The organism is Afipia sp. GW821-FHT04G03 (assembly GCF_059419985.1).
Window position 1 is genome coordinate 1,448,591 of record NZ_JBWKSV010000001.1, and the last position, 22,730, is coordinate 1,471,320.

22 protein-coding genes are annotated in these 22,730 nt (G+C 62.1%); 9 read left to right on the top strand and 13 right to left on the bottom strand.

The features are described from left to right. Nucleotide 1 precedes the first annotated feature (1 nt). From AC07UB_RS06925 to AC07UB_RS06935, 3 genes are read left to right on the top strand one after another with little or no spacing between them, the layout of a single operon-like run. Complete coding sequence (locus AC07UB_RS06925; protein ID WP_492793161.1) at nt 2-931, top strand: branched-chain amino acid ABC transporter permease; 930 nt, start codon at nt 2-4, stop codon at nt 929-931. Then, a complete protein-coding gene (locus AC07UB_RS06930; protein ID WP_492793162.1) occupies nt 928-1,671 on the top strand; it encodes an ABC transporter ATP-binding protein in 744 nt (247 codons plus the stop codon). The genes AC07UB_RS06925 and AC07UB_RS06930 overlap by 4 nt, the downstream gene beginning before the upstream one ends. Then, a complete protein-coding gene (locus AC07UB_RS06935) occupies nt 1,658-2,365 on the top strand; it encodes an ABC transporter ATP-binding protein (protein ID WP_492793163.1) in 708 nt (235 codons plus the stop codon). The genes AC07UB_RS06930 and AC07UB_RS06935 overlap by 14 nt, the downstream gene beginning before the upstream one ends. A 140-nt stretch (nt 2,366-2,505) precedes the next feature. Here AC07UB_RS06935 and AC07UB_RS06940 read toward each other — a convergent pair whose 3' ends face one another. The 3 genes from AC07UB_RS06940 to AC07UB_RS06950 form a co-directional block, all read right to left on the bottom strand. Beyond that, nucleotides 2,506-2,901, bottom strand: coding sequence for a carboxymuconolactone decarboxylase family protein (locus AC07UB_RS06940; protein ID WP_492793164.1), 396 nt, complete (start codon nt 2,899-2,901; stop codon nt 2,506-2,508). Between the two features lie 141 nt (nt 2,902-3,042). Then, nucleotides 3,043-4,026 carry a tripartite tricarboxylate transporter substrate-binding protein gene (locus AC07UB_RS06945; RefSeq protein ID WP_492793165.1) on the bottom strand — a complete coding sequence of 328 codons (984 nt, stop codon included), beginning with the start codon at nt 4,024-4,026 and terminating at the stop codon, nt 3,043-3,045. Nucleotides 4,027-4,104: 78 nt separating this feature from the next. Beyond that, a complete protein-coding gene (locus tag AC07UB_RS06950; RefSeq protein WP_492793166.1) occupies nt 4,105-5,187 on the bottom strand; it encodes a tartrate dehydrogenase in 1,083 nt (360 codons plus the stop codon). A 190-nt stretch (nt 5,188-5,377) separates the two neighbouring features. On the opposite strand from AC07UB_RS06950, the gene AC07UB_RS06955 reads away from it, so the two are divergent. From AC07UB_RS06955 to AC07UB_RS06965, 3 genes are all read left to right on the top strand, one after another. Beyond that, complete coding sequence (locus AC07UB_RS06955) at nt 5,378-6,082, top strand: GntR family transcriptional regulator (protein WP_492793167.1); 705 nt, start codon at nt 5,378-5,380, stop codon at nt 6,080-6,082. Between the two features lie 141 nt (nt 6,083-6,223). Further along, nucleotides 6,224-7,441, top strand: coding sequence for an MFS transporter (locus AC07UB_RS06960; RefSeq protein WP_492793168.1), 1,218 nt, complete (start codon nt 6,224-6,226; stop codon nt 7,439-7,441). Nucleotides 7,442-7,526: 85 nt separating this feature from the next. Continuing rightward, entirely contained in the window at nt 7,527-8,363 is an 837-nt protein-coding gene (locus AC07UB_RS06965; RefSeq protein WP_492793169.1) for an alpha/beta hydrolase, read from the top strand. 8 nt (nt 8,364-8,371) lie between these two features. Here AC07UB_RS06965 and AC07UB_RS06970 read toward each other — a convergent pair whose 3' ends face one another. Together AC07UB_RS06970 and AC07UB_RS06975 are read right to left on the bottom strand one after the other, a co-directional pair. Next, nucleotides 8,372-9,541: a M20 aminoacylase family protein gene (locus AC07UB_RS06970; RefSeq protein ID WP_492793170.1), complete on the bottom strand. Its 1,170-nt coding sequence runs from the start codon at nt 9,539-9,541 to the stop codon at nt 8,372-8,374. Between the two features lie 88 nt (nt 9,542-9,629). After that, entirely contained in the window at nt 9,630-10,760 is a 1,131-nt protein-coding gene (locus AC07UB_RS06975) for a M20/M25/M40 family metallo-hydrolase (protein ID WP_492793256.1), read from the bottom strand. 228 nt (nt 10,761-10,988) lie between these two features. Here AC07UB_RS06975 and AC07UB_RS06980 point away from each other — a divergent pair, with 228 nt between their 5' ends. Then, a complete protein-coding gene (locus AC07UB_RS06980) occupies nt 10,989-11,858 on the top strand; it encodes a DMT family transporter (protein WP_492793258.1) in 870 nt (289 codons plus the stop codon). A 6-nt stretch (nt 11,859-11,864) separates the two neighbouring features. On the opposite strand, the gene hppD is transcribed toward AC07UB_RS06980, so the two are convergent. Next, nucleotides 11,865-12,989, bottom strand: coding sequence for a 4-hydroxyphenylpyruvate dioxygenase (gene hppD / locus AC07UB_RS06985; protein WP_492793171.1), 1,125 nt, complete (start codon nt 12,987-12,989; stop codon nt 11,865-11,867). A gap of 139 nt (nt 12,990-13,128) precedes the next feature. Between hppD and AC07UB_RS06990 the strand changes: the two genes are divergently transcribed. Next, the gene (locus tag AC07UB_RS06990) at nt 13,129-13,605 is read left to right on the top strand and encodes an Lrp/AsnC family transcriptional regulator (protein ID WP_492793172.1); all 477 of its coding nucleotides are present in this window, start codon (nt 13,129-13,131) and stop codon (nt 13,603-13,605) included. On the opposite strand, the gene fahA is transcribed toward AC07UB_RS06990, so the two are convergent. From fahA to AC07UB_RS07020, 6 genes are read right to left on the bottom strand one after another with little or no spacing between them, the layout of a single operon-like run. Beyond that, nucleotides 13,602-14,873: a fumarylacetoacetase gene (gene fahA / locus AC07UB_RS06995; RefSeq protein WP_492793173.1), complete on the bottom strand. Its 1,272-nt coding sequence runs from the start codon at nt 14,871-14,873 to the stop codon at nt 13,602-13,604. The two genes, AC07UB_RS06990 and fahA, sit on opposite strands and share 4 nt — an antisense overlap. 16 nt (nt 14,874-14,889) lie before the next feature. Next, nucleotides 14,890-15,528 carry a maleylacetoacetate isomerase gene (gene maiA, locus AC07UB_RS07000; RefSeq protein ID WP_494651578.1) on the bottom strand — a complete coding sequence of 213 codons (639 nt, stop codon included), beginning with the start codon at nt 15,526-15,528 and terminating at the stop codon, nt 14,890-14,892. A gap of 9 nt (nt 15,529-15,537) precedes the next feature. Beyond that, on the bottom strand, nt 15,538-16,884 hold the full coding sequence (gene hmgA, locus AC07UB_RS07005) for a homogentisate 1,2-dioxygenase (protein WP_494651576.1): 1,347 nt from the start codon (nt 16,882-16,884) through the stop codon (nt 15,538-15,540). A gap of 4 nt (nt 16,885-16,888) precedes the next feature. Further along, the gene (locus AC07UB_RS07010; RefSeq protein ID WP_494651575.1) at nt 16,889-17,845 is read right to left on the bottom strand and encodes an MBL fold metallo-hydrolase; all 957 of its coding nucleotides are present in this window, start codon (nt 17,843-17,845) and stop codon (nt 16,889-16,891) included. After that, nucleotides 17,842-18,075 (bottom strand): DUF2783 domain-containing protein, encoded by a 234-nt coding sequence (locus tag AC07UB_RS07015; RefSeq protein ID WP_492793177.1) that lies wholly within the window; start codon nt 18,073-18,075, stop codon nt 17,842-17,844. Before AC07UB_RS07015 ends, AC07UB_RS07010 begins: the two co-directional genes overlap by 4 nt. Beyond that, nucleotides 18,072-19,706 carry an FAD-dependent oxidoreductase gene (locus AC07UB_RS07020; RefSeq protein ID WP_494651573.1) on the bottom strand — a complete coding sequence of 545 codons (1,635 nt, stop codon included), beginning with the start codon at nt 19,704-19,706 and terminating at the stop codon, nt 18,072-18,074. Before AC07UB_RS07020 ends, AC07UB_RS07015 begins: the two co-directional genes overlap by 4 nt. Nucleotides 19,707-19,771: 65 nt before the next feature. Between AC07UB_RS07020 and AC07UB_RS07025 the strand changes: the two genes are divergently transcribed. Continuing rightward, a complete protein-coding gene (locus AC07UB_RS07025; RefSeq protein WP_494651572.1) occupies nt 19,772-20,305 on the top strand; it encodes a MarR family winged helix-turn-helix transcriptional regulator in 534 nt (177 codons plus the stop codon). 181 nt (nt 20,306-20,486) lie between these two features. Here the strand turns inward: AC07UB_RS07025 and AC07UB_RS07030 are convergent, their stop codons facing one another. Next, complete coding sequence (locus AC07UB_RS07030) at nt 20,487-22,532, bottom strand: methyl-accepting chemotaxis protein (RefSeq protein ID WP_492793180.1); 2,046 nt, start codon at nt 22,530-22,532, stop codon at nt 20,487-20,489. Nucleotides 22,533-22,730 lie beyond the last annotated feature (198 nt).

The following is a 22,730-nucleotide window of genomic DNA, read 5'->3' on the forward strand; positions in this document are numbered from 1 at the left end:
CATGCGGCAGGTCTCAACGATCGATATCGCCGGTGGAATCGCGGTCGTCGCCATCCTGGCGCTGGCTCCGGTGTTCGTGGCGAGCAACTACCTCACCGGCGTGCTGACGGTCTGCGCCATCTACGGCATCTGGGCGTCGAGCTGGGATTTCATGTCCGGCCTGACCGGCCGCGAAAATTTCGGCCACTCGCTGTTCATCGGCGCAGGTGCTTACACCGCGGGCTTTCTTGCGACGATCTGGTTTGCCAATCCGTGGTACAGCCTGCCCGCCGCCGTCGTTATTGCGGTGGCATTCAGTCTCATCGTCGGCTTTCCGACATTACGCCTGCGCGGGCCCTACTTCGCGCTGGCGATGCTGTCGGCGTCCGCAATCCTGCAACGCCTCTGCCTGATCTTCTGGGAGCAGACCGGTGGCGAAGAAGGCCTCTATGGCCTCGAACCGCTAATTCGTAATCCCATGCACTACTACTGGTTCGTGCTGGCGGTCCTCGTCGTCACCGTGATCGCGCTGACGCTTCTCGCGCAATCGCATTGGGGCCTGCTGCTGCGCGCCATTCGCGGCGACGAGGCAACCTGTCAGGCCGCCGGCATCAACGTCACCTTCTACAAGATCGCATCGCTGGCCATCAGCGCGGCGTTCGCGGGGCTCGGCGGCGCGCTTTATGCGCATTACCAGCTTCAGGTCAGCCCGCCGCTGTTCTCGGTCATCGTGTCGATCACCATCATCATCATGTGCTACGTCGGCGGCATCGGCTCGATCTATGGCGCGGCCATCGCAGCGATCCTTCTCACCCTGCTCACCGAGATGCTGCGCGGCTTCGGCGAGTACCGGCTCTGGATCTACACGCTCACCCTGATGCTGATCCTGTTCTTCCTGCCGAACGGCCTGGTCGCGCCGCTCTGGCGCCGGTTGACGGAGCGTTTCCGATGACGGCGTTGCTCGAAGTCCACGACGTCACCAAGCGCTTCGGCGGCCTCACAGCCGTGAAGAACGCGACCTTCACGCTGCAGAAAGGCGAATTCACCGGAATCCTCGGGCCGAACGGCGCCGGCAAGACGACGCTGTTCAATTTGCTCACCGGCTTCATGGCGCCGACGTCCGGCACCATCAAGTTCAACAACGAGGCGCTGCAGGGCCTCGCGCCGTACAAGATCGTCAATCGCGGCATGGCGCGTACCTTCCAGCTCACGCGGCCGTTCGTCGGCATGAACCTGCTTGAAAACGTGCTCGTCGCCTGCATGTCGCCCCGCGCACATCAGGACAAAGACAAGGAAGACCGCGCGCGCCACCTGCTCGAACAGGTCGGTCTCGGAGGACGCGGGCTGGAGCCGGTTGAAACGCTGCCCTACGGCGACCTGCGGCGGCTCGAAATCGCCCGCGCGCTGGCGACCCGGCCCGACCTGCTGCTGCTCGATGAACCCTTCGCTGGATTGGGCAGCAGCGAAATCGAACCGCTGGCGCAACTGATCAAACGCCTGCATCGCGAGGAAAACCTGACCATCCTTCTGATCGAACACAAGCTGCGCGAGTTCATGGCGCTGGTCTCTCGGGTGATCGTGATGAATTTCGGCGAGATCATCGCGGTCGGCCCCCCGGATGAGATCGTGAAAAATCCGAAGGTGGTCGAAGCGTACATCGGCAAGACGGAGGACACCCATGCCTCTGCTTGAAGTCTCCAACCTGCGCGTCAGCTACGGCAAGGCGCTCGCCATCGAATCCGTCTCAATCAAGGTCGAAAAAGGCGAACTGGTCGGCGTGCTCGGCCCCAATGGGGCCGGCAAGACCACGCTGCTCAAAGCCATCTCACGCTCGATTCCGTCGCAGGGCACACTGAAGTTCAAGGATCAATCGCTTGAGGGCGTCGCGCCTTACGATGTGGTTGCGCGCGGCATCTGTCACTGCCCCGAAGGCCGCAAGCTGTTCTCCGAACTGTCGGTGCTGAAGAACCTGCAACTCGGCGCGTATCTGCGCAAGAACACCGCCGAGATCAGCGCCGATCTGGAGCGCGTGTTCACGCTGTTTCCCGTGCTGCGCGAACGGCAGTGGCAGCAATCCAGCACGCTCTCCGGCGGCGAACAGCAGATGGTTGCCATCAGCCGCGCGCTGATGGGCCGCCCCGAACTGCTGTTGCTCGACGAGCCGTCGGTCGGCATCGCCCCGCGGCTGAAGGGTCTGATCTTCGACGCAATCCAGCAGATCCGGAAGGATGGCACCGCCATCCTGATCGTCGAGCAGGACGCAACCTCTACCCTGAAGATCACCGATCGCGTCTATGTGCTCGAACACGGTCACACCATCCGCGAAGGCACGGCAAAGGACCTCGCGGGTGACGAGTATATTCGTCAGGTGTATCTGGGAGTTTGACGACAGAGATCAGCATATTGTCATGGCCGGGCTCCTCCCGCCATCTACGCCTGTTTGTCGCTATGCTCTTAAGACGTAGATGGCCCGGCACAAGGCCGGGCATGACGCCGTAGAAAAATTGTAACCTCAGATATGCCGCGTTACTTCTTGTCGAGCGCACCTTCGGCTTTCAGCACCTCGTGCGCGGCCTTGAAGGCCTCGAGGCCTGCAGGAATGCCGCTGTAGACCGTGGCGTGCAGCAGGATTTCCTTGATCTCATCCACGGTGACGCCGTTGACCAGTGCGCCTTTGACATGGAGCTTGAGCTCATTGGGCGCTTTCAGCGCCGTCAGCATGGCGAGATTGAGCATGCTGCGCGTCTTGCGATCGAGGCCGGGCCGCGTCCATGCATAGCCCCAGCACCATTCGGTGGTGATGCCCTGGAACGCCATCATGAAATCGTCGGCCTTGGCGATGCTGTTGTCGACATAGTCCTTGCCCAGAACGTCACGACGGACGGCCAGACCTTTTTTGAATTGTTCGCTTTCGCCGCTCATGACGTCCTCCAGACACTTCAACCAATGATGATTTATCAGCCTTAGCGGCTCTTCGTTGATCCGACAATCGCCTGTTTGCGCGTTGCCGCCATGATCGTCCGGCGGCGTTGCGCCGCCGGACGATCATCGTATCAGGTTCGCCTAGTTCGCCTTCGCGCCCGAGGCCTTGATGACAGGCGACCATTTTGCGACTTCGGCCTTGAGATGGGCGGACAGTGCTTGCGGACCTGCCTGCGCAGGTTTCACAGGCTCCGTGCCCAGTGCGGCCAGACGCTCGATGACTTTCGGGTCCTTCAATGCGGTCTGCAAGGCGTCGCTCAGTTTCTTCTGGACATCGGCAGGCAGTCCCTTGGGCGCCCACATCGCGTGCCACGCAGCCACCTCGAAGCCCTTGAGGCCGACCTCATCGAGGGTCGGCAGATCGGGCAAAACCTTCAGCCGCTCCCTGGTCGTCGCGGCGTAGCCCTTGATCTTGTTTTCCTTGATCTGCATCGTGGTGGTCGTGGTCTGGTCGCACATCACGTCGAACTGGCCGCCGAGAAGATCGGTCATCGCCGGCCCGGTCCCGCGATACGACAAGGCGGTCATCTGCGTATCGATGGCGCTCATCAACATGATCGCGCACAGATGCGACGCCGAACCGATGCCTGCATGGGCATAGGTGACCGCGCTCTTCTTCTGCTTGATCCAGTCGATCAGTTCCTTGGCCGTCTTCGGCTCAAGGCCGGCCTTGCCGACGACCGTCATCGGAACGTCAGCGATGCGGCCGATGGAATCGAAATCGTCGATCACGTTGTAGCGCAGGTTGTCATAAAGAGTCGGCGCGGTCGCCTGCGCGATATGCCAGACCGTCACCATGTATCCGTCGGCGGGAGAGTTCGCGACACGCGTCATGCCAATGGTGCCGCCCGCGCCGCCGACATTCTCGACAATAATTCGCTGACCCAGCGTTTGCCCCATCGATTCCGCGACCAGGCGGGAGACCGCATCCGTTGGCCCGCCCGCAGCGGCCGGAACGATCAGGGTGACCGGACGAGACGGAAAGTCCTGTGCCGTGGCGCGTTCGATGCCGACCGGCAACAGCGCCGTTATCGAGAATACAAGTCCAACGAATAGCTTCCGCATGACGTCCTTCTCCCTGTGCTTTTGTTTCCTTGCCGTGTTCTTGTTTTTGTTCTTTTGACCTTTACCGCTGGCTGGATTTCAGTCCGCTTGATTGTCTCCGATGAGCGCGTCGCACACGGCCTTCGTGACGTCGGCCGTTCGGGCTTTTCCGCCCAGATCCGGCGTGTGCAGCGATTTGTCCGCCGTGACCTTCTCGATCGCCCGCATCAGGCGCGCCGCCGCGGATGGCTCGCCGAGATGTTCCAGCATCATGACACTGGACCAGAACGTGCCGACCGGATTGGCGATGCCCTTGCCGGTGATGTCGAAGGCCGAGCCATGAATTGGCTCGAACATCGACGGAAACTGGCGCTCGGGATTAAGGTTGGCGGTCGGTGCAATGCCGAGCGAGCCGGCCAGCGCCGCCGCCAGATCGGACAGAATATCGGCATGAAGATTGGTCGCGACGATGGTGTCCAGCGTCTCGGGCTTGAGCGTCATACGCATGGTCATGGCGTCGACCAGCATCTTGTCCCATGTGACATCGGGAAACTCGGCAGCCACTTCCGCTGCGATTTCATCCCACATCACCATCGCATGGCGCTGCGCGTTGGACTTCGTCACCACGGTCAGGAACTTGCGTGGACGCGAACGGGCCAGCGCAAAAGCGAAACGCATGATGCGCGCGACCCCTGCCCGCGTGAACATCGACACGTCGGTGGCAACTTCCTCCGGCAGGCCACGATGCACGCGGCCGCCCACTCCGGCATACTCTCCTTCGGAATTCTCCCGGACGATCACCCAGTCCAGTTCGGGACCGGAGACATTGCGCAACGGACTGACGATACCGGGCAGGATGCGCGTCGGCCGCACATTGGCGTATTGATCGAACGGCTGGCAGATCGCGAGCCGCAGGCCCCACAGCGTGACGTGATCGGGCACGTCGGGCGCGCCTGCGGACCCGAACAGGATCGCATCGTGGTTCTTGATCAGGTCGCGGCCATTGTCCGGCATGAACGCGCCGGTTTTCTTGTAGCGGTCCGACCCCCAGTCGAAATGATCGAACGCGAACGTGAACCCGCCATCGCGCTTCGCGCATGCGGTGAGCGCTTCCACACCGGCGGAAATAACCTCGGAGCCGATACCGTCTCCGGGGATGGCAGCAATTCGATAAGTTTTCACGATGACCGTCCGATAGCCGAGAAGAACGCGGGATGGGTAGCCGCCAGCGACCGGGCATTTTGCACCCCCGCCGCCCTCCGGCTGCCAATTTGAGGTGCCATCTTCCATGGAAGATGGTACGCATGTCAAGGTGACGATCCGCGATCCCGGCGAGATTGCGCTTTGCGGCTGTTTCGTTAGGAATCGGCAGATGAATCGCTTGAATGCTCCCGGCGCCCCGCCGCCCGCGAAAACCCAGTCGTTGGTGGCCGATGCCTATGGGATGATGAAGGCCGCCATTCGCGACAACGTTTTCCCGCCCGGCTATCAGGGTTCGGAACAGGAGATCGCGCTGCGGCTCGGCATGAGCCGGACGCCCGTTCATGAAGCCCTGATCCGCCTTCAGGAAGAAGGCCTCGTTCGCGTGCTGCCGAAGCGCGGCGTCACCGTGCTGGCGCTGTCGCCCGGCGACATGCGCGAAGTCTACGATGTTATCATCGCGCTTGAGGGAATGGCCGCGGAGCTGATCGCCGCCATGAGCCCCGCCGCCCGCCGCCCGATCGTTGTCGAACTCGACACCATCAATGCCGAGATGAAAGCCGCCCTGCAACACGACGATCTCGACGCTTGGGCGCGCGCGGATGACCGGTTTCACCGCACGCTGATCGATCGCAGCGGCAATGCCCGTCTCGCCCGGCTGTTCCGCAGCATCATGGATCAATCGCACCGGGCACGCATGATGACCCTGCGGCTGCGCGCCAAGCCGCTGAAATCCATCAAGGAGCATCAGGCCCTTGCCGCCGCCATCAAGAGCGGCGATCCGGCACTGGCGTGTGGCCACGCCCAAAGCCATCGGCGGCGCGCCCGCGACGAGCTTCTTCCGCTGCTGGATCAATTCGGAATGAAGCATCTCTGAGCCGGATGGCCGTTAACAGCTTCGCTGTCGCGAAACAGCCCCACGATTGCATGGGCGCATTCGAAAACTGCACCTGCTCCTGACCGCGGAATTGCGGTTCATATCCGGTATGGATCGCGACTCACGCTGCCGGCACGCCCGATGACGCCACCGTTGAAACCGATGAACACGGCGCTCGGTGTGCTTGCGCTGTGCTTTGCGTTATCAATCATCGGGCGCGGGCTGAGTGAGACTTTCACAGTCTTCCTGCTGCCGATCTCGCAGGGTTTCGGATGGGATCGCGCCGAAGTCATCTCGATTTACTCCGTGGCGGCATTGGCGACCGGCCTCGCCAATCCGGCCGTAGGGCGCCTGTTCGACCACTCAGGCCCCCGGACAGTTTACGCCGTTGGACTGTTGCTGCTGGGCGGCGCATTTTTCACCTCAGCCTTCGCCCAGCATCTCTGGCAATTTCAGCTCACCCTCGGTCTGTGTGTCGGGTTCGGCGCGTCCTGCATCGGCAATGTGCCGAATTCCATCCTGCTCGGGCGATGGTTCGGACCGAGGCTGCCGACCGCCATGTCCGTGGTCTATTCGGCGGCCGGCGCCGGTGTCCTGATCTTGCTGCCGCTGTCGCAGGTTCTCATCGACCATTTCGGCTGGCGCGGCGCGTATCAGATTCTGGGCGGCACGGTGCTCGTCCTGCTCGTGCCTTTGCTGTTGCTGCCCTGGAAGACTTTCGCAACGGGATCCACGACACTGGCAAAATCCACATCGGCCGACGCCAACTATGTCGACTGGACGCTCGTCAGCGCCATGCGTCACCATGCTTTCTGGTCGCTGTTCTTCACGTTCTTTTTTACCGCCGTGGGCATGTTTTCCATTGCGGTACAAATCGTCGCCTATCTTGTCGATGCCGGTTTCCCGCCTTTGCAGGCCGCGACCGCGTGGGGCTTCAGCGGGGTCGTGCTGCTGTTTGGCATGCTGGGGGTGACCTGGCTTGACGGAATCATCGGCCGCCGGCGCTCCGTGCTGTTCAGCTACGCGCTATCGATCATCGGCATCGGCCTGCTCTGGCTGCTGCGCTTCTACCCGAACGTCTGGATGCTGACCGCCTTCGTGGTTTGCTTCGGCAGCATGATCGGTTCGCGCGGGCCGCTCATTTCCGCAACCGCGCTGAAGATATTTCGCGGCGAGCGCGTCGGCACCATCTACGGCACAATCTCCATCGGCAGCGGACTGGGCGCGGCGCTGGGCTCATGGGCCGGCGGCCTGATTCACGATTTCACCGGAAACTACGATGTCCTGCTGGTGTTCTCGCTGGTGAGTGTCGTTCTCGGCATGATCCCGTTTCTTGTTGTCCCCGCGCTGCGGCAGTAATCTCTGCCATCATGCAGGTTGCGTTCGCGACATGCAGTTGCGATCATTGCCCGGACAACAAGACGCCCATCCGAGAGGTTTCGTCATGAGTACCCCGCGCGACGCACCGGATTGGCGCAAGCTGACACAAGAGCAGCTTGATCTCGGCCTGAACAACACGCTTCACGTGCCTGAAACAGCCACCATCGTCGGCGGATGGGAAAAGGCCTCCGCCGAGATGCGCGCCCGCTATCCGCAGTCGCTCGATCTTCGCTACGGCCCGCGCGAGCGCAACCGCATCGACCTCCTGAAAGCGAACACGGGCGGCCCGACGCTGGTTTTCATTCATGGCGGCTACTGGCAGACGCGCGCGAAGGAGAACTTCACGTTCTGTGCCGCGGGTCCCATGAAGCACGGCATCAACGTCGCCTTTATGGGCTACACGCTTGCGCCCGATGCCACGCTGGACCAGATCGTGGATGAGGTCCGCACCGGCATCGACTATCTTGCCGGAGAATTGCCTGCGCTGGGCGGCGATCCCGAGCAGATCGTGGTGTCGGGCTGGTCGGCCGGCGGTCATCTGTCGTCCATGGTGCTCGGGCATCCGCGCATCAAGGCCGGGCTTCTGATCAGCGGCATCTACGATCTCGAACCGATCCGCCACAGCTATCTCAACGCCAAGCTCGGGCTCGACGAAGCCATGAGCCGCCGCAACTCGCCGATGTTGCAACCGGGCGGCGTCAACAAGCCCCTCGTCGTCGTGGCCGGAAGCGGCGAACTGCCGCTGCTGCGCCAGCAGTCCGCCGAGTTTGCAGCTCACCGCGCAACCCACGGGCTGCCTGTCGTGTACGAGGAAATCCCCCGGGCGAACCACTTCACCATGATGGATGAACTGGCGTCGCCAACGGGCCGCCTGACGACGCTGGTCCGCCGGCTCTTTTGAAAGCCGGGCTATCCCGCCGCGAGCGGCATCCGCGTCTCGATGATCCGCGAAAACAGACTGGCTCCGACCGGCAGGATTCCATCGTCGAGAACAAACCCGGGATTGTGCAGCGGCACCGATCCTTCGTGCCCCAGCCAGAAGTACGCTCCCGGCACCTTGAGCAGCATGTCGGCAAAATCCTCGCTCCCCATCTTCGGCTTGGACACGGTCAACACATTGTCGCCGCCGACGACTTCGCGCGCGACATCCGCAACGAATCCCGCCTGCTGCTCGTGATTGATCAGCACGGAAAAGATGTCGCGAATGTCCACGTCAATCTCGACCTGATAGGCTGCGGCGATCCCGGCCGCAATGGTCCGCATGCGTTCGCTGATCTGTTTGCGAACCTTGTCCGAGAAGGTGCGCACCGTGCCGGACAGCTTCGCCTCGCCCGGAATGACGTTGTAGGCCGAGCCCGCATGAATCTGCGTGATCGAAAGAACCGCGGCTTCAGTCGGCTCGACGTTGCGGCTGACGATTGTCTGCAAGGCCTGCCCAAGTGTCATCGCGATCACCACAGGATCTCGCGACATTTCCGGCATCGCCCCGTGACTGCCATAGCCGGTGATGGTGATGTCGAAGAAGTCGGCGCTCGCCATGCAGGCACCCGGAGCGATGGCGACCTGCCCCGGTCCCAGTTGCGGCGCGTTATGCAACCCGTAGACCTCGTCGACCGGAAACTTCTCGAACAGGCCGTCCTTGATCATGGCCCGCGCGCCGCCGAGACCTTCCTCAGCCGGTTGAAAGATGAATGCAACCGTGCCGTCGAAGTTGCGCGTTTCGGCCAGATAGCGCGCGGTGCCCAGGAGGATGGTGGTGTGACCGTCATGACCGCAGCCGTGGAAGCGATCGGGAATCGTCGAGCGCCATGGCAGATTGGTCTTTTCCTCCATCGGCAATGCGTCCATGTCGGCGCGCAGACCGATGCGCTTCTTGCCGCCGCCCTTGCCTTTCAACAGGCCGATCACGCCGGTGCCGCCGAGGCCGCGATGCACCTCGATCCCCCACTGCGCGAGCTTCTCGGCGACGATGCCCGATGTGCGATGTTCCTCGAAGCCGATTTCCGGATGCGCGTGAAGGTCACGGCGGATGGCGATGAGTTCGTCGGCGTAACCTTCGATACGATCGATATTCGGCATGGGTTGCTATCCCGCTTTGATGATTTTTGATCCGGCCTTGCGTCTCACTCCCGGCCGCGTGGCGCGACCGGAGGCCCATCCTTGCATCTCATGCGAGACTGGCCAAGAGCCCTGCCATCAGACGGCCGCGCTCAACGAGGCTATCGACTTCGATATGCTCGTTCAGCGTGTGATAGTCGGCGCCGCGAAGACCCAGACCGTCCAGCGTCGGCAATCCCATCGCGCCCGTGAAGTTGCCATCGGAACCGCCACCCGAACTGCCGTGTATCAAATTGAGACCGAGCTTCTGCGCGACGGCGCGCGCCTGCTCATACAGCGCAATGGTTCCGGCATCCGGTTCCCAAACCGGCCGGGTCACACCGCGCGTGACCGTAAAGCTCACATCGTTGCTCGTGCCGGACAGCGCCAGCATCCGCTCGACGCCGTGGTCCAGATCGGATTGACGTTTCGCCATGCTGAGCGCTTCGCCGCGGCAACTCGACGCCACGCAATTCACCCACTGCCCGCCATGAACCACGCCGACGCTGAACGTGCAGTCCTCGCCCGTCATGCCGTCGATGGCGATGATCTGCCGCGCCATTTCACGGATCGCGGAACGCCCGGCCGCGAGCGTCGCGCCGGCATGGCTTGGTTTTCCCGCAGCTTCCAGATTGAACCGCGCGATCGCGTAGCGCCCGGTGATGACGCCTGAATTCTTGAACGCGGGTTCCGGCACCAGCACATATTTATTGCGGGAGGCTTCGGCTTCGATGATATCGCGCGTGCTGGGTGTGCCGACCTCCTCGTCGGGCGTGAAGAGAACAGTCACGGGAAGCGGCGTTGCGATGGCCGCCTTCTGCAATTGCCGGATCGCCTCGAGCGACGCGTAATTGCCGCCCTTCATGTCGAGAATACCGGGGCCATAGCATTTGCTGCCTTCACGCCGCCACGGCAGCTTCTCCAGCGTGCCGACGGGATGAACGGTGTCCATGTGCCCGGCGATCAGGATGCCCGGCTCTCCCTGCCGGGGATGGGGAAACCGCGCGCGGATGCATCCGCCAAAGCCTTGACGTCCCACAATGGTTTCGATCGACGCACCGGCAATCGCCATGTCGCGCGCCGCGAGCGCAAGCATCCTGTTGACGGCGGCGGCATCCCATGTCGGGCTCTCGCACTCCACCCATGGGCGCAGGCCCGTCAGCATCGTATCGACATCGAACGGCAGCGAGGCGGGATCGATCACGGCGTGTCCTCTTGTTTTGCTTTTAGCGGAGGAAGCAGACGCCCCGCGCTGGGATCGTTGCAGGTTCAGCCGCCAATTCAAATGCAAACTTGAGGGACCTGCTGCGAGTTTGGCGATGTTGCGCGCGCAAATGAGATTGCGTAAGCAGATCGCGCCAATATAGGGGTTTACGATGTTGATTTGCGCTGCAGCAAAGGTGCGTTTGTGAAGCAATCCATCGTCGCGATGCCACCCTCCAATGCGAAAGCCGCGAGTTGGATGGCCGGCTGGCTTACCCTGATGCTGATCATGCTGGTCGCGGGCCGCGAGGCTGCCCGCGAGGTCAACGTTTTCCAGATCCTGGAAATGCGTTCGGTCATCGGCCTCCTGATGCTTTATCCGCTGGTTCACATGAGCGGCGGCCTTGCCGGCATGAAGACGGCGCGCCCGATGCAGTACATCGGCCGCAACATCATTCATTACGGAGCGCAGTACGGCTGGTTTCTGGCGCTGACGCTGATTCCGCTGGCGCAGGTGGTGGCCATCGAATTCACGATGCCGATCTGGACCGCCCTGCTCGCGGTCAGCTTTCTCGGCGAGCGCCTGAATGTCTGGAAAATCCTGGCCATCGTGCTGGGACTCGTCGGCGTCGTCATCATCGTGCAGCCCGGAGCCGCCGAGATCAGCCCCGGTCAGCTCATCATGGTCATGGCCGCCATCGGCTTCGGCATTTCGGTCGTCATGATGAAATCGCTCACCCGCACCGATTCGGTTGTGGTGATTGTGTTCTGGATGATCGTCATCCAGTCCGTGATCGGATTGATTCCGGCCATCTACACCTGGAAATGGCCGTCCGCGCACGTCTGGCCGTGGATCATCGTGATCGCATTCTGCGGCACCTATTCGCACTACTGCATGACGCAGGCGATGCGTTATGCCGATGCCACGGTCGTCGTGCCTATGGATTTTCTCCGGGTGCCGCTGAGCGCCGCCGCCGGCTGGCTGGTCTATTCCGAGCGGCTTGACGCCGCGACCGTGATCGGCGCGGCGCTGATCCTGACCGGAAACCTGCTCAACCTGAAACGCTCGGCCTCGGCGCGCACGGCAACAACGTAAGGTCCGTCAGGCCGCGCTCTTGTTGTCGACCGATAGCACGCCGCGCCGGATCTGATCTTCCTCGATGGATTCGAACAGCGCCTTGAAGTTGCCTTCGCCGAATCCGTCGTCACCCTTGCGCTGGATGAACTCGAAGAAGATCGGCCCGATGGCGTTGGCAGAGAAGATCTGCAACAGCACCTTGGTGTGGCCGCCATCCACCACGCCCTCGCCATCGATCAGGATGCCGTTCTTCTGCAACCGCGCGACATCCTCGCCGTGCTTCGGCAGCCGCGCGTCGATTTTCTCGAAGTAGGTTTCCGGCGGCGGCGGCATGAACGGCAGCCCGTCTGCCCGCAGCTTTTCGATGGTGCGATAGATGTCCTTCACACCACAGGCGATGTGCTGAATGCCCTCGCCGCGGTAGATATTGAGATATTCCTCGATCTGCCCGGAATCGCCCGCATCCTCGTTGATCGGAATTCTGATCTTGCCGTCGGGACTGGTCAGCGCGCGCGAGAACAATCCAGAGGCCCGGCCCTCGATATCGAAGAAGCGGATCTGCTTGAAGTTGAACAGCCGCTCGTAGAAGCCGGTCCAGACGTCCATCCGTCCGCGATGCACGTTGTGAGTGAGGTGGTCGAGATAGAACAGTCCCGCGCCGTCCGGACGTGCATCCCTCGCACCGAGCCATTCAAACTCGGCGTCATAGGCAGACCCCTTCGCGCCATAGCGATCGACGAAGTACAAAAGACTGCCGCCAATGCCCTTGATCGCCGGAACATCGATCGTCTTGCGAGCGGACACCTCATCCGCCGGCTCCGCGCCGAGCGACAGCGCCCGCTCATAGGCCTGCTTCGCATCGACCACGCGGAACGCCATCGACGGCGCGCAGGGTCCATGCGCAGCGACAAACTCGAAACCGTGGGTGCCGGGCTGCTCGTTGACGAGATAATTCACCTCGCCCTGACGATAGACGGTGATCGCCTTGGTCTTGTGCTTGGCGACGGCGGTAAACCCCATCAGGCGAAACAGGGCATGAAGCTGCTCGGGCTCGGGATGGGCATATTCGACGAACTCGAAGCCATCGGTCCCCATGGGGTTCTGTGCGGAAATAACGGCGGCCGGTGCATCGTGCGGAAACGGACCCATGACGGTCTCCCTTGAAAAGCCTGGCTGACGGCTGTCTACTTCCAGCATCGTGCGCCGCTTTTGACGCAATGTACGTGCAAAATCAGGCTAGAAATGCCATAATGACGCATACTTTGTGCATGAAAGAGAGATTTTACGCATGATTTCGCTCGACGGTTTTGACCTCAAAATCCTTGCCGCGCTCCAGGACGATGGCCGCCTGACCAACCAGCAACTGGCCGATCTCGCCGGTCTCTCGGCCTCGCAATGCTCGCGCCGCCGCACGCGGCTGGAAGACGAGAAGATCATCGCAGGCTATCACGCCGACCTCGCCAGCGAGGCGCTTGGGTTCAACGTGCTGGCGTTCATCCAGATCACGCTGGCGACGCACTCCCCCAACAACGCCAAACGCTTTCGCGACCTGATGCGGCGGGTCGACGACATCCAGGAAGCATATTCGCTGACCGGCGATGCGGATTATCTGCTGAAGGTGGTGCTGAGCGATCTCAAGAGTCTGTCGGACATCGTCAACAATGTCCTGATGCCGCATGACAGCGTGGCGCACGTGCGCTCGTCCATCGTGCTCGACCGGTTGAAAACGACACGCAAGCTGCCGCTGCGGAGGCTCGCGAGTTAGACCGACGGCAGGATAGTGCCTTCGACCTCGCCGAAGCCGATGCGGTAGCCATCGCCCTGGCACCAGCCGCGCATGGTGAGCGAGTCGCCGTCCTCGAGAAATGCGCGCTGCTCGCCGCTCTCGAGCGTCATCGGCTCGGCGCCGCCCCAACTCAACTCCAGCATGCTGCCGCGCTCGCCCTTCTCGGGACCGCTGATGGTGCCGGAGCCAAGCAGATCGCCGACATTCATCGCGCAGCCGCTGGATGCATGATGCACAAGCTGCTGCACCGACGACCAGTACATGTACTTGAAATTCGTGCGGCTGATGCCGGCCGGCTTGTTCATTTTCTCCGTGCGCAGATCGACCGCGAGCTGAACATCGTAGTTCTGCGGCTTGGCCTGCTGCAGATAGGACAGCGGCTTCGGGTCCTGCGCCGGACCGCTGACCAGAAACGGCTCCAGCGCCTCGCGCGTCACGATCCACGGGCTGATTGAAGTGCCAAACGCTTTCGCCTGAAACGGCCCGAGTGGCACGTACTCCCACGCCTGAATGTCGCGCGCGCTCCAGTCGTTCAGGAGCGTGAAGCCGAAGATCATCTCCTCGGCCTGCTGCTCGGTCAGCATCTCGCCCATCGCGGACGCCTGCCCAATCACGACGCCCATCTCCAGTTCGAAATCCAGCCGCTTGCACGGACCGAATGTCGGCAGATCCGCAGTCGGCGGCTTGAGTTGTCCGCGCGGACGGCGGATCGGCGTGCCGCTGACCACGACGGTCGATGCACGGCCATTGTAGCCGATGGGAATCGACAGCCAGTTCGGCATCAAGGCGTTGTCCTTGCCGCGGAACATGATGCCGACATTGGTCGCGTGTTCCTTCGACGAATAGAAATCGGTGAAGCCTTGGACCTCAATCGGCATGTGCATATCCGCGAAGTTCCGCGGAATCAGGACACGCCTCCTTAGTTCAGCGTTGTCGCGTAGCTCAGGATGATCGTGCCGCAACAACTCACTGATGCGTGCGCGGGTCTTCGTCCACACCTTCGGTCCCAGAGCCATGAAGGTATTCAGCGAGGGCTTCGCGAAGACAGCTGTGGCATCCTCGAAACGGATTAATCCCGCCGCTTCCAGCGCCGCCAGATCGAGAACGAAATCGCCGATGGCCACACCCACGCGCAGGTCCGGCTGCTCGGGGGTGAAGAACACGCCATAAGGCAAATTCTGGATCGGAAAATCCGACGACGCATCGACGTCGATGAAAGAGCGCAGCCTCGGATCGTTCGGGTGCATCGTGTCCATCCGTTGGTTATTCGGCGTCGGGCTGGCGGCCGGGCTCGGCGGCGGCGAAAGCTTCGATTTTTGCTGCGGCAGCATCGAGGGCCGCGATACGCTTGTACGGCGTGAGATCGACCCCGAAACGCCGCGCGTTGAACACCTGCGGGACAATGCAGATATCCGCCAGCGTCGGTTTGTCACCGAGTGCAAACGGGCCCGGCAGATGGGCCAGCCGCGCCTCGATTGCGTCAAAGCCGGCTTCGATCCAGTGCTTCGACCACGCCGCACGCGTCGGCTCATCGACGCCCATTTCGATCAGTTTATTCAGCACGCGCAGATTTCCAATCGGATGAATGTCGCTGACCGCGACCAGCGCGATCTCGCGCGCAATCGCCCGCCCCTTCGCGTCCGGCGGCAGCAACGGCGGCTCGGGATGCGTCTCGTCGAGATACTCGATGATCGCCAGCGATTGTGCGAGTTCGAGATCGTCGTCGATCCAGTACGGCACCAGCCCCGCCGGATTGATCTTGCGGTAAGCCGGCTGCGTCTGCTCGCCCTTGCGCAAATGCACGAAATGATGGTCCGCGCTCAGCCCCTTGAGATTAACCGCGATGCGCACGCGATAAGCCGCTGTGGAGCGGAAGTACCCGTAAAGAACTGCGTCACTCATGCGGCGCGCTTACGGCTTGGAGGGATCGAAGCGGCGCTCCAACCCTTGCCAGCACTCGGCATAGTCGTCCTGCAACGCGCTGGTCTTCGCCGCATATTCGGTCACGCGCTGTGGATAGCGGGTCTCGAACATGAAGGCCATGGTGCCGGTCAGCTTGACGGGCTTCAGTTCGCCGTTGCTGGCGTGATCGAACGCTTCGCGGTCCGGCCCGTGCGGCAGCATCATGTTGTGCAGGCTGATGCCGCCCGGCACGAAGCCCTGCGGCTTGGCGTCGTACACGCCGTAAATCAGCCCCATGAACTCCGACATGATGTTCATGTGATACCATGGCGGGCGGAAGGTGTTTTCCGCCACCGCCCAGCGCTCGGGGAAAATCACGAAATCGATGTTCGCGGTGCCAGCGGTTTCCGATGGCGACGTCAGCACCGTGAAGATCGACGGGTCGGGATGATCGAAGCCGATGGCGCCGATGGGCGAGAATGTCCGCAGGTCATATTTATACGGCGCGTAGTTGCCGTGCCACGCCACCACGTCGATGGGCGAATGCGGCAGTTTGGTCACGAACAGCGAACCGCCCCACTTCACATAAAGCTCTGTCGGCGTTTCCTTGTCCTCATAGGACGCCACGGGCGTCAGGAAATCGCGCGAGTTGGCGAGGCAGTTTGCGCCGATCGGTCCGCGCTCCGGCAGAGTGAACGCGCCGCCGTAATTCTCGCAAAGATAGCCCCGCGCCGGACCTCTCGGAATCTCCACCCGGAATTTCACGCCGCGCGGAATCACAGCGATCTCGCCGGGCTCGATATCGATGAGGCCGAATTCTGTGACGAGGCGCAGATTGCCCTCCTGCGGAACAAACATCAGTTCACCGTCGGCATTGTAGAAATGCTGATCCACCATCGACTTGGTGATGAGATAGATGTGTGCCGCCATCCCGGCCTGCGTGTTCGCGTCGCCTGCCGTTGTCATGGTGATGACGCCTTGCAGGAAGGTCTGGTCGCCCTTCGGCATCGGCAATGGGTCCCAGCGCAGTTGCGCGATGGGCATGTCGTGTTCGGCGCACGGCGCGGTGCGCCAGTATTTCGCATCGGCCTTCGCGAAACGGCCGGAATGTTTCACCGACGGACGGATGCGATACAGCCACGAACGCTCGTTGCTGCCGCGCGGCGCGGTGAACGGCGAACCCGATAATTGCTCGGCATAAAGCCCGTAAGCGCAGCGCTGCGGCGAGTTGCGCCCGATGGGCAGCGCGCCGGGCAAGGCCTCGGTCTCGAAGCTGTTGCCGAAGCCGGACATGTAGCCCGGCGTCACGTTGACGCTGTTGCGGTTAACGACGCCAGGAGCGGTGTTGACGTTCATGGTCCTATCCTCCTTGCAGAGCAGCCCACATGTCGCGATCGCGCTTGTCTGTCCAGATCACGGGATCGTCGATCCCCGACGCCTCGTCGAAGGCGCGCGAGACATTGAACGGCAGGCAATGCTCATAAATGGCGAAGCTGGAAAACTTCGGGTCCATCACCTCGCGGGTCGCCGTCATGGTTTCCTTCAGCGTGCGCCCCTTCGCCACCGACAATTCCGCCGCGCCATACAGCGAACCGACGAAATCGCGCGTCATGGCAATCGCCTCGTTCACGGTCGCCGTACCCTTCAGCGCATCGCCACGGCCCGGTGCGACCGCCTTCGGATTGAATTCGCGGATTTCATTCAGCGTCATCGGCCATTCGCGCAACAGCGCGTCGCCGCAATAGCACGCCGAATGAAATTCGATCAGGTCGCCAGAACACATCACCTGCGCATCCGGCACCCAGGCCACGATATCGCCGGAGGTATGCCCCGCGCCGAGATGCATCAGCTTCACCTCGCGCTTGCCGAGATAAATGGTCATGTCGGTCTCGAAGGTCAGCGTCGGCCAGGTCAGGCCGGGAATGCTCTCGGCGTCGCGAAACAACCGCGGAAACCGTCCGAATTCGGAGTCCCAGTCCTGCTGCCCGCGCTCCGCGATCAGGCGGTGGGTTTCCTGCGACGCAACGATGTCCTGCGCCCTGTAGGCCGAGGCCCCGAGCACGCGGACGGCGTGATAATGCGACAGAACCACATACTTGATCGGCTTGTCGGTCACGGTCCTGACCCGCTCGATCACACTGTTCGCCATCGCCGGGGTCGCCTGCGCGTCGAACACAATGCAGCCGTCATCGCCCACGATCACCGCTGTGTTGGGATCGCCTTCCGCGGTGAATGCATAAATGTCCGGTCCGATCTCGGAGAAGGTGATCTTCTTCTCGGCCATATCCCCGGTCGATGCGAAACCCTTGGCGGTCATGTGCTGTCCTTTGTCGTCGTCTTCTTGTCTGCGGGGTTACCGAGCTGCCGCTTCGCCAGCGCGATGGCTTCGCGCAACACCTCGGCATCCCCGATATGATTGGCGAGAATCAGAACCAGCGCCGTATCCAGCGATACACTGTCCTCGTCGCTAAGACCGCGATGCGCCTCGACCATCAGACGATAGGCGGCATCCGGATCGGCAAAATTCGATTGCGTCGAAAGCGTCATGACGTCGCTCCCGGTATTGTTTCCATCCTAGCGCTGGCGCGAGTGATGGCGGCCTGTACGGCACCGCGCGTCGGACGCTTGAAGCGCGCCGCGACATATCCATCGGGGCGCAGCAAATAGGCCGCACCGTCCGATGCATCATAGCGTTTCGCGAACAATCCCGATGGGTCGCGCAGCGGTGCGCTATCGCCGATCCAGATGGATTGACAGACTGGAATCCCGACATCGGCACCATCGCCCGATCGCAGCAGCACAAAGCCGTCGAACGATTTTCTCGCCTCGGTTAGATGGATCGGTTCTCCGGTCGCCCTTGCCAATGGCGCGTCGATCATCTGCGCGCCCGGACGCGGCCCCGCGGCCCAGACATCCGCATCGGGCGTCGACAGCGGCGAGTCATAAACCGACGGCGTCGAGAGCCGCCCGCCATTGACCATGCGCTTGGCAAATTCTGTGTCCTTCGCCAGCCTCAGCACCGCCTGACGCATCCGGCGTTCCTGTCTGGAATGCGGCGCGATGAAGTCGGTCGAGCGGGTCGAGGCGCGGATGTTCTCGTCGGCAGCAGCGCTGCGTTCGATCTCGTAGCTGTCGAGCAGCGCGACCGGCGCGTCGCCGCGCAGGATCATGGAGAGCTTCCAGGCGACGTTTTCCGCGTCCTCTAACCCCGAGTTCGCGCCGCGCGCGCCGAACGGCGAGACCTGATGCGCGGAGTCGCCCGCGAAAATCACGCGCTCATGCACAAAGCGATCCATGCGGCGGCACTGGAACTTGTAAACCGAAATCCATTCAAAATCGAACTTGGCATGACCCAGCATTCGTTCGATCCGCGGCCGCACGTTCTGCGGCAGCCGCTCGATGGCGGGATCGGCATCGGGTCCGAGTTGCAGATCAATGCGCCAGACATCGTCGGGCTGGCGATGCAGCAGCGCGGACTGGCCCGCGTGAAACGGCGGATCGAACCAGAACCAGCGCTCGGTGGGAAATTCGGCGGTCATCTTGACGTCCGCGATCAGGAACTGGTCCTCGAACACCTCTCCGGAGAATTCCGCGCCGACAAAGCCGCGCAGCGCCGAGCGCGCGCCATCGCACGCGACCACGAAATCGGCTTTCAGGTGATAGCGGCCGTCCGGCGTATCGATGGCGAGAACGACGTGATCGTTGCGTTGTTCCAGCCCGACAACCTTGTTGCGCCAGCGCAGATCGACCTGCGGCAAGTCCTGGATGCGATCGACCAGAAAGGCTTCCGCGTAATACTGCTGGAGATTGATGAAGGCCGGCATCTTGTGGCCGTCCTCGGGCAGCAGGTCGAACTGGTAGACCAGATCGTCCTGGAGAAATATCTTGCCGACCTTCCAGACGACGCCCTTCTCCACCATCCGCTCGCCGACTCCGAGCCGGTCCCACAATTCGAGCGAGCGCTTCGAGAAACAGATCGCGCGCGAGCCGTCGCCGATCCGGTCGGCATCGTCCAGCACGACAACCGGATGTCCGCGCTGCGCCAGATCGATCGCCAGCGTCAGCCCGACCGGGCCGGCGCCGACCACCACCACCGGATGGCGCGCGGCATTCCCGGCCGCCCGGTCCTGATCGGAATGGCGGCGATAGCCGAATTGTGTGACGGGAGGTTGCGGCACATCTCAAACCCTGTTCTGACCGGCTTCTTGAAACGAAGCTCTGGCCAAGAGGATAGACCATCGCTATGATCGTTGCAACTGCAACCAATGAGCCATCCCGCCCCAATCGGACATCTGCCTTGACCAAGCTCGATCTCTTCAAATTCATGCCGTTCCGGCTGAACCGGCTGGCGGCGGAAGTCAGCGCGGAACTCGCCAGCGAGTACCGGGAGCGATATGGCCTCGATATTCCGGAATGGCGGGTTCTGGCCACGCTCGGCTTCCGTGACGACGCCTGCACCGCGCAATACATCGCCTACTGCACGCGAACGCACAAATCGACCATCAGCCGGGCGGTCGCGCATTTGCTGAAACAGCAGGTGATCGAACGGGTGGAGAACGAGGACGACAGGCGCGAGCTGGCGTTGCAGCTCACGCGCAAGGGCCGCGCGCTTTATGAAGAGCTGATCCCGCGCCTGCTCGACAAGGAACAGGACATCCTGTCATGCCTCACGGCCACGGAGCGCAAGGAATTCGCGCAGGTGCTCGGCAAGATCGAAAAGCGGCTCGATCTGATTCAGAGCACCACAGACGCGCGCGCGAAGAAGGATGCGTATTAGACTTTCTGTCGCCGACGTGAATGACGTGATTGACACGATCTGCTCCCTCGCCCCGTTCTTACGGGGAGAGGGTCGGGGTGAGGGGCGCACTTCACTAATAGCTGACCGGACAGGCCCCTCACCCGGATTGCAATGCAATCCGACCTCTCCCCGTAAGAACGGGGAGAGGTAAAGCAAAAAATCACGCCGCCCGGATGTTCTCCATGAAGCGGTCGAGTTCCTGACGAAGCCGGGTGCTTTCGACCGCAAGCGTCTGCGCCGAATTCAGAACCTCGCCGGACGCAATGCCGGATTCGCTGGCGCCCCGGTTGACCTCGGAAATGCTCTCCGCGATCTCATGGGTGCCGCTGGCCGCGCTCTGCACGTTGCGGGCGATCTCGGTCGTCGCCGTGCTCTGCTGCTCGATCGCGGCCGCGATGTTGCCGGCGATCCGCGAGATCTGGCCGATGGTCTGGCCGATTTCCTTGATCGCGAAAACCGATTCCTGCGTCGCTTCCTGCATTCCGGCAATGTGCGACGAAATCTCGTCGGTCGCCTTCGCCGTCTGGCTGGCCAGCGATTTCACCTCGGATGCGACCACGGCAAAGCCGCGCCCCGCTTCTCCGGCCCGCGCCGCTTCGATGGTGGCGTTCAGCGCCAGCAGGTTGGTCTGCTCGGCGATAGCGGTAATCAGCTTGACCACGTCGCCGATCTGCTGCGCGGCCATCGACAGCTTGTTGATGCGCGCATCGGTCGCCTCGGCCTGCGAGACTGCGGCGGCTGCGATGCGGCTCGACTCCTGAACCTGCCGGCCGATTTCGTTGACGGACGCCGAGAGTTCTTCGGTCGCGGCGGCAACGGACTGGACGTTGGACGATGCCTCTTCGGAGGCGCTGGCGACCTTGCCCGAAAGCTCCTGCGCCGCGCCGACCGTTCGGCTCAGCGTGGTGGCGGAGGATTCAAGCTGACTGGCCGAGGCCGACACGCTCGAGACGATGACCCCGACGGCGGTTTCAAAATTGTCGGCAAAACGATGCAGTTCCGCGCTGCGCGCTTCGCTCGCCGATTTGCTCTGCGTCTCGCGTTCGGCGGCATCTTCCTGCGCCTTGACAACGGCCCGCATCTTGAACTCCTCGACCGCGCTGGCCATCTCGCCGATCTCGTCCTTCTGACCGAGGCCAGGCAGAACGACATCGAAGTTGCCGCCGGCGAGTTCACGCATCGCCTTGCACATGCCGACCATCGGCCTGGAAATACCGCGCCCCAGCAGCCATGCCAGAATGACGCCGAACGCAATGCCGCCGGCGCCGAGAATCGTCACGAAGGTCCCTGTCTTGTGCGCCTCTGCGGCGGATTCCTTTGCCATGCGGTTCTGCCGAACCAGCAAGCCATCCTTGATGGTTTTCGCTTCGCCCGTCACTGCCCCGGCCGCATCGTTCATCTTGGCGGACAGCGCATCGATTTGCCCCGTGTTCTCGACGAACTTCGCAAATGAAGCCTGATAGTTCTCAAGTTCCTGAGTGAGTTCCTTGATCTTCAGCAGCAGTTTCGGATCATCCGACTGGAGCGACGACATGCCGTTCTTGAGAAGCTGCATGCGGGCCTTCACGCTCCCGGCAACGGACTTCTCCGGCCTGACGACATAGTTGCTGATGTTCGCCGTGATGGCGGCGGCCTGCGGCGCGAGTTCTTTCGCGGCGTTCTGAAACGAAGCAAACCCGGCCAGAATCGCGGTGTCGGCAAGGTCCTCGAACTTGTAACGGATGACGTTGCCTATCCGGAGCAACTGGTTCGCGGCGATGCTCGCGTTTTCCGTCTTGAGCGCAACGGTTTCCGCGAAGACAGATGCAAACTCGTTATAGCTGACCGAAAGGCTGAGAACGCTCTTGCGGCTTCCGGAGGTGGCGACGCGCGTGGCGCGCTCGATGGCGCTGCCGAGGGCCGTCTCCGCGGCTTTTGCCGCCGCTTCATCGGCCTCATTACCGCTCATCACGTAATAGCGGGCGAGGAGCTGATAGGCCGCAAGCTCGCGATCGATGTCACGCGCGCTGTCGGTTTCGGCCACGATTCCCTGATACGACAGCACGCCGGCGGCAATGCGCTCGAACCCGAAATAGGCAACGCCCATGTTGATCGCCGAAACGCTCAGCACGGTCACGAAGCCAAGCATGATCTTGGTTCGGAATCGTAGATTTGAAAAGAAGCTGGACTTTGCCTTCTGCTTCGCCGCGCCCCTGAACCAAGCCATTCCCACCCCCAGCCATTGCACGCAAAACCAGCGGGCAGCCCGCCCGCAGAAGCTTCAAGGTAAAAGAAATTGGATAACGCGCCGTAAATTCATACCCTGCCGCCGCGAAAAGCGCCTGCAAAGCAGGCATTTGTCGCGAATGTCAGCAGTTCGGCGGTATTTGAGTCTGGCGCTGGCGTCCGCCCGCGGCAGAAGTTA